The following is a 12,308-nucleotide window of genomic DNA, read 5'->3' on the forward strand; positions in this document are numbered from 1 at the left end:
CGCTCAGCCTCCCGTCTTGACGGTGAGGAATGTGCGGTTCGATGACGTCCCATTGTTGATGTAGGCGACGTAGCGCGAATTCGCCTGGAGACCCGACCACGATGCCGTGTACGAGGTCTTCACGCCAGGCGCGAGCGGAAGCGTCGTCGGCGTGATCGTGAGCGGCGAACCGCTCGTGCGGATATTGGTCGCCCACAGGTTGAAGGTCGTCCCGGGTGCGGCGCGATCTGCGATGACGTAGATCACCCACGTCCCGCTGGTGGGCGTCGCGATGTCGAGCGTCTCGCTCGGTCCGAAGCTCGACCGCGACACGGGGTCGCCGACCGGGATGATCCCGAGATACGTCCGTGTCGCGGCGACCCACAGCTCGGCATCCGCCGACGACTCGAGGGTCACCCTCGTGAGCTTCGTGCCGGACGGCACCGAGAAGGTGTAGGCGACCTGCTCACCCGTCTTGATGACGCCCGACGCACCCTTCGCGGTTCCGGCGGAGTTCTTGAGGTACGTGCTGCGGTTGAGCGTCGTGCCCGTGAGGCTCAGGTTGGTGGTCGCCCCTCCCGTGACCTCGACGATCTGCGAGCCCGTGCGCCCCGTGCCCGAGACGGCATTGGGCGCGTCGACGACGGTCGGGCGGACGGCGATCGGCGCACGGACGGTCTTTCCCGCACCCGTCCACGTCACGAAGCCCGTGGACCACTTGCCTGCAGCCGCCGATCCGCGGGTGAAGGTGACCGTGAAGGACTTCGTCTGACCCGCCGCGAGGGTGAGCGACGTCGGCGAGACGGTCGTCGCGACCCCCGACATCCCGCTGACCTTCGCGGTGTAGGTCCCCGCGGTGAGTGCTGTCACGGACCTCGTCACCGTCTGGGTGCCCGCAAGGCTGCCGATGGAGATGGATGCCTGGTTGAGGTTGCTCGGATCGATCGCCGCGGCGGGGCCGAGCGAGTACCCCGCGCCCGCGAGGAACGACATCCAGTCCGCCTGCGTGCTGCGGTAGACGAGCCCGGGGTTCAGGAACGTCCGGGCGGAGACCTGTCCCGCACCCTGCGCGAACGGATCGGTCGCGGCCGACCCGTCGGCCTTCACGGTGTTCGTGGCGGTCGTCATGAGCGCCGAGCGGATGTCGGAGGGCAGAGCCGTCGGACGCAGACTCAGATACAGCGCCCCGAGGCCCGCGACGTGCGGCGCCGCCATCGACGTGCCCGACATGAAGCCGTACTGAGCGCCGCCGCCGGACGCGTTCTGGATCGCCGCGAGCACCCCCGTGCCGGGGGCCGCGACATCCGGCTTGAGCACGTCGAGGTCGTCGGCGATGACGGGTCCGCGCGAACTGAAGCCCGCGATCTGCGGAGTCGGCGGGTTGTAGCCCGTCGGGTTGGTCGCCGTGAGGGTCGCGGTCGTCCCCGCGGCGCGCGAGGCGTCGATGAGCGGCGTCCGCAGGTCGGCCTGGACGTGGATCGTCGGCACGGAGTGCGCGTCGAGGTCGAGCGAATCGGTCTGCTTATTGACGAGGATCATGCCGATCCCGCCCGCCTGCGCGACGGCGGCGGACTTGTCGGCGCGGCCGATCTCGCCGCGGTCGCACACCACGATCCGCCCCGTCACCTGCGCCGTCTTGAGCGCCCCGGGCGCGCAGAGCGCGGACCCGGCATCGCCGCCGTAGACGAGCGGCCCCGTCACGGGATCCACGACGGTCGTGCTGGCGCCCGGCGCCTGCAGTCCCGTCGAGAGCGTCGCGGTCGCGACGTCGAACGGCAGCGTGCTCGCCGCGACTGTCGTGTACCAGGGGTACGGGTGGTCGAGCGTCGTCGCACCCGGACCCGAGTTGCCCGCCGAGGCCGCGACGAAGACACCCGCAGACGCCGCGCCGAGAAACGCGTGGTCCTCGGGCGAGAGCGTCGGCGAGGGACCCCCGCCGATCGAGAAGTTGATGACGTCGACGCCATCGGCGACGGCCTGGTCGATCGCCGCGACGAGGTCCGACGAGGCGCATCCGCCGGCACCGTCGGAGTTCGTCCAGCACGCCTTGTACATCGCGACCTTCGCGGCGGGGGCCACGCCCGTGATCGTCGCGGATGCGGCATCCGTCACCGCGACGGCGATGCCGCCGTTGCCGGCCGCCGTCGAGGCCGTGTGGCTGCCGTGGCCCTCGACGTCTCGCGGAGACTTGGGGTCGCTCGAGGCGACGGCGCCGAAGCCCGTGACGTAGAACCGGCCCGCGATGACCTTCGTCGAGTAGTCGCCACCGTCCCACTGCGGCCCCGTCACGCGCGCCGAGCGGAACGTGCCGCCGTCCTTCTTCGCGTAGACCACCTCGTTGCCCACGAGGTACGGCTCGGTTCCCGCGGTCGTCCCGAGCGCCGCTCCGGCGAACGACGGATTCTCGGGGGCGATGCCCGTGTCGATGACGCCGACCACGACGCCCTTGCCGGCTTCCGTCGCGCCGCCGACGGTCTGCCACGCGTCGGGCACCCCGAGGAAGTCGGTGCCCGTCGTGACCGTCCTGTGCCGCAGTTCGTCGCGGTCGAGCGCAGAAACCCCCGGCAACGCCGAGAGCGCGGCGGCCTGCGCGGCCGAGAGCTTCGCGCTGAACCCGTTGAAGGCGACGGTGTAGGAGTACGCGATCTTCGCCCCGACCGCGCCCGCGATGCGGCTCTGCGCCACCGTCAAGTATTCGCGGTACTTCTTGGCGGCGTCGGTCAGGACGTCGAGCTGCGCTCCCGCGACGGGCGCCGTCGCGGCAAGCCCTGCGATGCCGCCGAGATAGGCCGCGACCGCGGGCGCGTCGAGGCGCACGATGTAGGTTCCGGCCTCATAGGCGGCAAGGGGAGCGGATGCCGCGGCCTGCGGCGCGGGCTGCGCAGCGGCGGGCGCGGCCGCGGCAGAGATCGCGAGCGCTGCGGCGACGCCGAGGGAGAGGTAGGCGCGGCGGACGAACGGCGAGACGGACATCGCACTCCTGTCACATGTGGAACAGCACGAGGTGGAGCATGTGGTGCGGGATGGAGCCGTGGCGGTGGGGGCGTCTTGGGGACGTCTGCCGCTGGGGCGAGCATGGCACCGAGATGCTGGATCGCGCAAACTTCGCATCACCCACGTCAGTGACGGCCATGGGTGGAACTGCGCGGCGGCGAGGTGCGTAGTCGCGCCGGTCTGCGTCCGTCAAGCCCTTCGACAGGGGCGCGCCGACGGAGGCACAGTGTGTCGGCCCCTTCCCGCCTGAGGAGACCGATGCACCCACGCTCCACCGCCCTGCGACACCTCTCGGGCGAGCCCCGAACGTCGGCTCGCCGCCGAGAGCCGCTGCGCGTCGTGGATCGTCGTCGCGCATGGTGGATCGTCTCCGCGGCCGCCGCTCACGCCTGGGGCAACCTGTGGTCGGAGGATCGATGGGACGTTTCATCTATGAGGAGACGACGCGCGTCGAGTTCGACGACCGCGCGCTCGCGCACCTGCAGATCGTGGTGGGCACGAAGCTTCGGCGCAACGAGTCCTTCTACTTCTCGTGGCGTGGCGATCTCGCCACCGGCGGCGGGCGGACGAGTGTCTGGGTGCATGCGCACGCGCACCTCCTCTTCCGCTTCCACGGCAGCCGGACGCCGCGGCTCAACCGGGCTTGGCTCGACGCGCTCATGTACACGGCCAACTCGCCCAACGGCCTGCACCTCGTACCCGAGCCGCCCGACATCCCGGACGCCGACGGAGCTCTCGACCCCGCATGACTCGCCGCTCGGCGAACTGACCGCCGCACGAGGGGCCCGGCCGTGACGGATGCCGACGCGGTACGCCACAGGTCGGTCCGCACCGCGAGCGTCGACGACGCGCAGCGCTCGATGAGCGAGCTGTACGGCACGGAGATGGACCTCACGGTGCTCCCGCAGCGCGGTTTCGGCTACGCGATGTCGGCGGTCGAGGACGCCACGATGTCGATCGCGGCACTGCGATTCAGCGGACGATGCCGGTCGGGCACCGACTCCTTCCCCGACGTCATGATCGCGCACGCGGTGCGCGGGCGGCACCGCTGGAGAGTGGGCGACGAGCGCGGCTCGGGTGCTGTGCCGTTCATCGTTCCGCCCGGCGTCGAGATGCGCGTCGAATTCTCGGGTTCGCGGCTGCGGACCGCCGGATTCGACTGCGCGTACCTGCGCGAGGTCGTGCAGTCGATCACGGGAGCACCCGAGGTGACGTTCCGGTTCGACGGCATCAATGGGCAGCGCCGGCGACCCTTCCTCGCGGCCGAGGCTCTCGCGACGCTCGAAGCCGCTCTGATCGACGAGCCCGCGAGGGGAGCGACCTCGCTCGCCCGCGCGCAGATCGTGCGGCACGCGGCGATCTCCTTGCTCACGTCCTTCCCCATCGCGGAGCTCGACACGCGCGCGGATCGGGGACCCCAGCACCGCAGCATCCGTCTCGCCATCGCCTTCATGGAAGAGCACGCGCACGAGCCGATCACGGTGGGAGACATAGCGATCGCCGCGGGCACCACGACGCGGTCGCTTCAGGATGCCTTCCGGCGGCGCTTCGACATGACCCCCACGCAGTTCCTGCGCCGGCTGCGCCTGCGACTCGCGCACGATCAGCTCGTCACGGGGGCGGAGGCGGGCCTGACGGTGCGCGCCGCGGCGCAGCGCTGGGGGTTCGCGCACGCGGGTCGCTTCGCGCAGCAGTACCTCATGGAGTACGGCGAGCACCCGTCGCAGACCCTCCGACGCTGACCGGATGCCGCGCGCCGCGGCCGCCCGCGAGTCAGCGCGCAGGCAGTGCGCGCGCGAGCGACTGCGAGGCGGCGATGGGGTCCGGCCCGGCGGGGATCATGACGGATGACGTCACTCCGGCGGCGGCGAGGGCGTCGACCTTCGCGCGCACCTGGTCGGGCGTTCCCGCGAGCGTCAGGCGCGACAGCCAGGCATCCGGAATCCGCTCGACGAACTCGGCACGGTCGGCGCACTCGCTGCGCAGTGCGGCGAAGTCCTCGGCGATGTCGAGCGGCGCGAGATGCGGCGCCCAGTCGGGTTCGCCGATCCACTCGACCGCAGGACGGACGAGCCGCAGCGCCTCGGTCTCGTCGTCCGCGACGGCGGCGACGTTGTACGCGACGATGCGGTGGGGGCCGTCTGCGGCGATCTTCTCGATCGCGGCGCGCACGTATTCGGGCGTGGCCGGCTCTGCGAGCACCGTGCCATCGGCGACGCGCCCAGAGACGCGCAGCGACTTCGGCCCGCGCACGCCCAGCAGGATCTCGGGCGCGACGACCGGCACCGAGACGGGATCGAGCGCGACGAGGTCATCCGGATCCTCGGTGCGCACGGCCACGTGATCGCCGCGCAGCAGCGCCCGCAGCGTCTCGACGTGATGCGCGAGGAACGCGAGCGGCCGCTCGGGCCACACGCCGAGTGATCTCATCCACCCCGGCATGCCGTGCCCGATCCCCACGTCGAGGCGGCCAGGGAACATCTGCGCGAGGGTCGCGACCTCCATCGCCTCGAACGCGACGCTGCGCACAGCGGCAGGAAGGATGCCGATGCCGACGGTGAGGCGGTCGGTCGCGGCGAGCACGGCCGCGGCCTGCGCGATGCCGCCGCGGAAGCCGAGGTCCTCGACCACCCACACCTCGTCGAATCCGAGTCGCTCGACCTCCCGGGCGAACGCCAGGATGAGGTCGGGAGCGAGGTCGCGCGGAAGCATGATGCCGTGGCGGAGAGAGGTCATCGACGTCCTTCTGTTCGGGCCGCCGTCGAGACGGCTCGAGAGGACTCGTCAGCGGCGGGCTCGGTCCCATGATGGCTCACGCCGCCGACGCCGGCGGCGCGGCATCCACCCCCTCATGCGATGCGGACGAACCTCGGTCCCTCGTAGCCGTCGCGGCTGACGGCCTCCTGGAACATCGCGACCGGCCGCACCCAGAAGGCGTAGTCGCCGTAGAGCTGCCGGTAGAACACGAGCTCGTCGCCGGACTCGGTGTGGCGGCCCGTGCCCACGACCTCGTAGCGCTCGCCCTTGAAGTGCTGGTAGATCCCCGGCTCGATCGAGCCGGAAGTCGATGGCGTCATCCCGCGATGGTAGGGCATCGGGCATCCGCGACCGGCCCGGCCGCGGGCTGCCGGCGGGCTGGGTGGTGTCAGCGTTCCAGAGTCCGCCGCGGCAGCTCGCCGTAGGCCGCCCGGTACTCGCCGGCGAAGCGGCCGAGGTGCTGGAAACCCCACGAGTGCGCGATCGACGCGACATCCGCGACACTGCTGTCGGAACGCACGAGGTCCGCGCGCACAGCGGACAGCCGCGCTCTGCGCAGTTCGGCCGTCGGCGTCGAATCGAGGTACCGGCGGAACGCGGACTGCAGACCGCGGACGCTCAGGCGCGCGGCCGCCGCGATGTCCTCGAGCGCGATCGGCTCGGCGAGATGCTCGTCGATGTGGGCGAGGGCGCGACGGACGGCCGAGGGCAGGGCGTCGCCCTCCCACCGGGTCTCGGATCCCGTGACCTCCATCGGGAAGCAGCTCAGAGCCGCCGCGAACAGGAGCGAGACGGCGGGGCGGCGCAGCAGCTCGTTGTTCAGCAGTTCCGGGTTCTCGAAGGTCTCCCGGACGAATTCGACGGTCTTCGTCCAGGTGACGGCACGATCCGCGCTCACCGGCGCCGTCCCGTTCGTTCGCACACGGGCCCGCTCGATCCCGCGCGAGGCTCCGGCGAACTCCGCGAGCGCTCCCTGGCTCAGATTCACCATGTGGATGTCGAGACCCTCGGACTGCGACGCACCCAGACCCGGCCGGAAAAGGAAGGGCGATGCGACGTCGAGGGGCTCGTCGTTGCTCGTGGCGGAGTAGCGCCCCGAGATCAGCTGCCCGATCGCCACAGTCCCGGTGAACTCCACCTGGATGTCCGCCCAGGAGTCGATCGAGAAGCGCGCCAGCACGGCCCGCTCGTCTCCGCGGACGTGCTGGGCGAATGCGAACGGCGTCGCGGACTCACGGAACTCGGCGAGGGGATACACCCTGCGCAGCACTGTTTCGGCCTCGGCGAGATCCGTCGACGCCACGGATTCATCGATCAGCGTCATCGAGCCCCAAACCCTCCGCCCGTACCCCTCGTACGCAAGCATCGACGCCTCGGCCGCGCGCGTCAATGTGGTCGTGCGCCACGGCGGATCCCTTTCCCGCGCAGGGGCCCGACTCCGCCCGCCGATCGGATAGATCTTGCGCACTGCGGATATCGGCGTACTGTCGAAACAGGATCCTCTGAGGTCGCGTGAAGGAGCGCGCGCATGGGAAAGCTCACTTACGAGAACAGCGTCAAAATCGATCTGGACGACCGCGCTCTGGCCCACCTCGAGCTCGTCATCGGCTCCAAGCTGCGTCGCCGGGAGCCGTTCCACTTCTCGTGGAAAGACGACGCGAGCGTCGGCAGCGGCCGCACGACCATCTGGGTGCATCCCTCCGCGTCCCTCGTCTTCAAGTACCAGGGTTCGCGCCGCCCGAGCATCAACCACGCGTGGATCGAAGCCCTCGCCTATGCGGCCAACTCCCCCGCCGGGCTGACCCTCGTGCCGGAGCCTCCCGATCGTCCGACATCGACAGCCCCCGGGCACGAGAAGACGTCGGTCGCGTGAACCCGCGATCCAGGCATCGGGAGCTTCTCGCCGCGGCCCGCAGGCGCCGGACGGGGCGGCTCGTGACCGTCGAGCTCGGGCGGCATCCCACACGAAACCGTCGTCCCCGCCTGGGGCGGGCGGTCGCTTCGCGATCGCAGCGCTCATCTTGGGAGGGCGCTCCTCAGGCGGGGACTCTACGGGAGGAGGCGACCCGCTGGGGGAACGTGGTCGCCTCCTCCGCCTGACGCTTCGGGCTCCATCGCTTCGGCCGCGCCGGGCGCGGAGCGCGTGCTTCCCGCTCGGGATGCTTCTCGCCGCGTCGCGGGAAGCTCGGGCGCAGCCCGCGAATGCTGTCGGGTCGCGTGCGGGTCAGCGGGGTGGCACCGCCCGCACGCGATTGTTGCGCGCGTTGTGCTCCAGCTCGACGAGCCCGAGCGCCTCGAGCAGCGGCGGAAGGTACATCCCGAAGCGACCTAGATAGCCCTTCCGCTGGCCGTACCACCCGCCGACGGGGTTGTCGGCCGAGCGACCCCACGCCTCGACGGTGTCCGGCGCAGCATCCTTCTGCTCGTCGGCGGCGCCGAGGGCGACCCAGTCGCCGCGGCGGACGAGCTCTTCGTGCAGGTCCTCGATCGCGCGCGCGAGGTACGTCAGCTTCGTGCTCCCCACCTGACAGACGAGCAGCGGCGGATCGGATGCGTCATCCCGGTGCATCGTGTACTCCGACGACAGCGGCGCTGTGCGCAGCCGCCACGGATCCGCCGCGGTGCACTCCGGTCCATGTCTCGCTCATGATCGTCCCCTCTCGACGCCGTCGGACGGGTACAGTCTGGCCCGCACGCGGGAGCCGCGGCAGAGGGGCGCCTCGATCGACGCGCGCTGCGGCTGCACTGCTGCGCGCAGCAGTGCACAACCTCGCGAGCGCTTCAAGCCCCTCAAGAACCGCAGGCCGCCCGGATATCGTCGCCGGTGTGCAGGGCTGACCCGATGGCCCCGCCATCCTGAGGATCCACCATGCGTCAGCGATCGAACGCCGACCTCGATGCGGCTCTGCGGCATGTTCAAGGCGCGGCGCCGGCTGTGAGAAGCGCCTCATGATCTCACCGCTCATCGCCGCCGGCGTGCTCGTGATCGCGACGGTCATCCTGATGACCGTGCGCCCTCGGGCGGTGCGAGACATCGCGATCAGCGCTCGCGCGGCCACGATCACAGGTGCCATGCCGGTCACCCCGACGGACGAGCCCGACGCGGCCGCCGCTCTCGCGGCGTCGGAGGCGATGGGGAGCGCCATGATCCAGGCGGGCTACTCGGTCGAGACGGTGCAGGAGGTGCTCAGCGACATCGCTCGCGTCAACGGCCTCCCCGACAGCCAAGTGCTGGTCTTTCCGAACGCCGTGCTCGTCTCGGCGCGAGGCGGAGGACAGCATCAGACCGGTGCCGTCGCGGGCTCCGACGGCCAGCTGCTCTTCTCGCAGATCGACGAAGTGCAGAAGACGGTGGATGCCGCGCGCACGGGCGTCATGGACCCGCGCTCCACGGTCGAGCGGATCGATCGCATCCGGCAGATGGCCCCGCGCTATGGACCGGTCCTGCGCGTGCTCGGCTACGCGTGCCTGAGCGCGGCGCTGTGCGTGCTTCTCGGAGCGACCTGGGCGGGCGTGTCGCTCGCCGCCGCGCTCGGACTCGTGGTGGGGGCGGCACTGCTCGTGAGCGAGCGCGTCCCCCGGCGGTACGGCGCGCTGATCACGGTCGCGATCGCGTTCTTCGTCGCGGTCGTGGTGTTCCTGCTGCTGCGAGCGGGGTGGGGCAGCGGCATCCTGGCGGCACTGCTCGCTCCCTTGGTCGTCCTGCTCCCCGGCGCACTGCTCACCACCGCGGTGCTCGAACTGTCGATGGGCCACATGATCTCGGGCGCCGGAAGAGCGGCCGCGGGAGGCATGCAGCTCATCCTGCTGGGCGCCGGAATCGTGACCGCCGGCGCGGTGGTCGGCGTGCCTGATCTCGACTTCAGCGAGCGGCCGGGGCTGCTGGGGCCGGTCGCGCCCTGGATCGCTGTCGCGGTGTACGGTGTGGCCATCTCCGTGCACCGCTCTGCGCCACCCCGCTCGCTCGGCTGGATGCTGCTCGTCCTGTACGTCGCCTATGCCGCGCAGGTGCTCGGAGACCTCCTCGTCGGGGGCGTGCTCTCGGCCTTCATCGGGGCGCTCTGCGTGACTCCGGTCACCGCGCTGGTCGCGCGGCAGCCGTCCGGTCCGGCGGCACTCGTGAGCTTCACGCCCGCATTCTGGCTGCTCGTTCCGGGAGCCCTCGGACTGGTGAGCGTGGCCGATGCCCTCGGCGGCGACTCTGCGGCAGCGGCATCCCTCATTGCAACCGTGACGACGATGGTCGCCATCGCCCTCGGGGTGCTGGCCGGCTCGAGCCTCTCGAACCGGATGCGCCGACCGGCACTCTGAGCTCGCACCATCTCGCCGCTGTGGCCCGACCCTCTCGCGAGCGGGCTGTGGGAGCGCTATGCTCCGGCTCGTCAGGACATTTTCGGGGATGTCTCGGTACCCGAATACTTCTCGCCGCTTGGGGGCGAGAAGACCTACAGCGCTAGCGCAGGTGTGGCATGGACGCCACTACGAAAGCCAGGCCGCAGCCGCGGCGAACCGACGGCTGCGTCGCCGACCTGTGCGCGCTGAACCACACGCTTCGCGAGACGGGCACTCGCGATGGCCTCCCGAACGCGCTCCAGCACGCGTTCGCGGAGAGTGACGCCCTGGTGGGGATACCAGGGTTACCCGAAAGGAATGGCCATGAGAATGAAGTGGAAGGTGATCACCGGGGCGGCCTTGGCTGTGTCCCTCGTGATCGCACCGCTGGCGGCGCTTGGGGCCGCAGCCGACGAAGTTCCGCCCGACCCGACGACCACGGCGGTCGTCGACGACAGTGCGGCGGTCGAGGAGCCGGCGGCAGCAGCACCTGCCGAACCGGCGAGCGCGCCGGCGGAGGAGCCGGCCGCGGCACCGGCACCGGAGCCGGCCGCGGAGCCTGCCGCAGCGCCGGAGGAGTCGGTGGCGGCACCGGAGCCGACCGCCGAGCCTGTCGCAGCGCCGGAGGAGTCGGCGGCAGCGCCGGCGGAACAGCCGGAAGCTGATGTCGGGCAGGCGCAGGCCGATCCGTATCCGGCGCCGGCACCGTCGCCGACGTCGTACCCCGAGGTCGTGACGCTCGCCACACCCGTCGCCGATGACGCGTGCGGCACGCAGAACGACATGTACGTCCTCCCCGAGGACACCGCGGGCGTCACCTACATGAGTGACGGGCCCGACATCGTCGCGGTCATCGCGACGGGCTTTGTCGTCGAGAACGCGCCGGCCGGTTGGGTCATGGAGGACGACACGACGTGGCGCTACGCCTTCAACGAGTCGAACTTCACAGACGAGCCGTGTCTCATCCCTGTCACCCTCATGCCACCGGTGATCGTGGACGAGTGCGGCATGGACAACGACTCCGTGACGCCGCCGGCTGACACCGAGGGCGTGCACTACGACTGGGCCAGTCCTGATCCGAACAACCTCGACATCATGGCGACGGTGCAGGACGGGTACGTCGTCGAGCCGCTCCCCGAGGGCTGGGTAGACAACGGGGACGGGACGTTCACGTACGTGTTCACCTACGAGTTCACCGACGAAGCCTGCCCGCCGACGCCTGTCACCCTCATGCCACCGGTGATCGTGGACGAGTGCGGCATGGACAACGACTCCGTGACGCCGCCGGCTGACACCGAGGGCGTGCACTACGACTGGGCCAGTCCAGATCCGAACAACCTCGACATCATCGCGATGGTGCAGGAGGGCTACGTCGTCGAGACGGTCCCCGAGGGCTGGGTCGACAACGGGGACGGGACGTTCACGTACGTGTTCACCTACGAGTTCACCGACGTGCCGTGTGTGGTCGTCGTCACGCTCATGCCCCCTCAGATCGTGGACGAGTGCGGTACGGCGAACGACGACGCGGCGCTGCCGGACGACACCGAGGGCGTGCACTACGACTGGGTCGACTTCGACGACCCGGCCAACCTCGACGTCATGGCGTCAGTCCAGGAAGGGTACGTCGTCGAGACGCTCCCCGAGGGCTGGGTCGACAACGAGGACGGGACGTTCACGTACGTCTTCACTTACGAGTTCACGGACGAGGACTGCCCCCTGAGCCCGGGCAGCATCGGGTCGGTGTGCGTCAGCGACATTCCGTGGATGGACTACGAAGTGTTCCTGCCGGAAGGCTTCGTGCCGGATAGCGCCACGCCGCTGAGCATCACCTTCGTCAACCCCAGTGGGCCCAACTACGTGGTTTCGAACCTCGCTCTGAAGGGCAGGATCCTCTGGCCGGGCGCCAGCGTGAACCCGCCGGGGTGGCCCGGCTGGGTGCTCAACGCGGACGGCACGTACTCCGAGACGACCGGCAACTACGCCTGGACACGCAACGGCGTCACGGTGATCTTCGAGGTCAACCCGACGTATGAGACCGTGGTCGCGTATCCGGCGGCCACCTCGACGTGCGCCAACCCGCCCAAGCCGGCCGGGCTGGCCGTGACAGGCTCCGACCCGATGCCCTGGGGCGTCGGCGGGGCTGCCGCGCTCGCCCTCGGCATCGCCCTGGTCACGTTGAGGAGGTTCGCTCGGCGCTGATCGATCAACAGTGGAATGAGCCGGTCCCCGCCTGGATGGTCAGGCGG

Annotated in this window: 9 protein-coding genes and 1 pseudogene; 5 read left to right on the top strand and 5 right to left on the bottom strand. The window is 70.4% G+C overall.

Going from position 1 to position 12,308, the window contains the following annotated elements; genetic code table 11:
• Positions 1-3: 3 nt before the first annotated feature.
• Positions 4-2,952: a S8 family serine peptidase gene (locus MJ607_RS01515; protein WP_243073780.1), complete on the bottom strand. Its 2,949-nt coding sequence runs from the start codon at positions 2,950-2,952 to the stop codon at positions 4-6.
• 437 nt (positions 2,953-3,389) lie between these two features.
• Between MJ607_RS01515 and MJ607_RS01520 the strand changes: the two genes are divergently transcribed.
• On the top strand, positions 3,390-3,722 hold the full coding sequence (locus MJ607_RS01520) for an ATP-dependent DNA ligase (RefSeq protein ID WP_243073781.1): 333 nt from the start codon (positions 3,390-3,392) through the stop codon (positions 3,720-3,722).
• 42 nt (positions 3,723-3,764) lie between these two features.
• Entirely contained in the window at positions 3,765-4,715 is a 951-nt protein-coding gene (locus tag MJ607_RS20135) for a helix-turn-helix domain-containing protein (protein WP_243073782.1), read from the top strand.
• A 31-nt stretch (positions 4,716-4,746) separates the two neighbouring features.
• On the opposite strand, the gene MJ607_RS01530 is transcribed toward MJ607_RS20135, so the two are convergent.
• The 3 genes from MJ607_RS01530 to MJ607_RS01540 form a co-directional block, all read right to left on the bottom strand.
• On the bottom strand, positions 4,747-5,709 hold the full coding sequence (locus MJ607_RS01530; RefSeq protein WP_243073783.1) for an LLM class flavin-dependent oxidoreductase: 963 nt from the start codon (positions 5,707-5,709) through the stop codon (positions 4,747-4,749).
• 113 nt (positions 5,710-5,822) lie between these two features.
• The gene (locus tag MJ607_RS01535) at positions 5,823-6,050 is read right to left on the bottom strand and encodes a DUF1653 domain-containing protein (protein ID WP_243073784.1); all 228 of its coding nucleotides are present in this window, start codon (positions 6,048-6,050) and stop codon (positions 5,823-5,825) included.
• A 68-nt stretch (positions 6,051-6,118) separates the two neighbouring features.
• Positions 6,119-7,054 carry a helix-turn-helix transcriptional regulator gene (locus MJ607_RS01540; RefSeq protein WP_243073785.1) on the bottom strand — a complete coding sequence of 312 codons (936 nt, stop codon included), beginning with the start codon at positions 7,052-7,054 and terminating at the stop codon, positions 6,119-6,121.
• Positions 7,055-7,258: 204 nt separating this feature from the next.
• Here MJ607_RS01540 and MJ607_RS01545 point away from each other — a divergent pair, with 204 nt between their 5' ends.
• On the top strand, positions 7,259-7,603 hold the full coding sequence (locus tag MJ607_RS01545) for an ATP-dependent DNA ligase (protein ID WP_243073786.1): 345 nt from the start codon (positions 7,259-7,261) through the stop codon (positions 7,601-7,603).
• 351 nt (positions 7,604-7,954) lie between these two features.
• On the opposite strand, the pseudogene MJ607_RS01550 reads toward MJ607_RS01545, so the two are convergent.
• Positions 7,955-8,341, bottom strand: a pseudogene (locus MJ607_RS01550) (DUF6855 family protein); the annotation flags it as partial.
• A 338-nt stretch (positions 8,342-8,679) separates the two neighbouring features.
• On the opposite strand from MJ607_RS01550, the gene MJ607_RS01555 reads away from it, so the two are divergent.
• Positions 8,680-10,041 carry a threonine/serine exporter ThrE family protein gene (locus MJ607_RS01555; protein ID WP_243073788.1) on the top strand — a complete coding sequence of 454 codons (1,362 nt, stop codon included), beginning with the start codon at positions 8,680-8,682 and terminating at the stop codon, positions 10,039-10,041.
• 345 nt (positions 10,042-10,386) lie between these two features.
• Complete coding sequence (locus MJ607_RS01565; protein ID WP_279234273.1) at positions 10,387-12,261, top strand: hypothetical protein; 1,875 nt, start codon at positions 10,387-10,389, stop codon at positions 12,259-12,261.
• The last annotated feature ends 47 nt before the right edge of the window (positions 12,262-12,308 follow it).

The organism is Microbacterium sp. SS28, from assembly GCF_022761035.1.
In the GTDB taxonomy this organism is placed as follows: Bacteria; Actinomycetota; Actinomycetes; order Actinomycetales; family Microbacteriaceae; genus Microbacterium.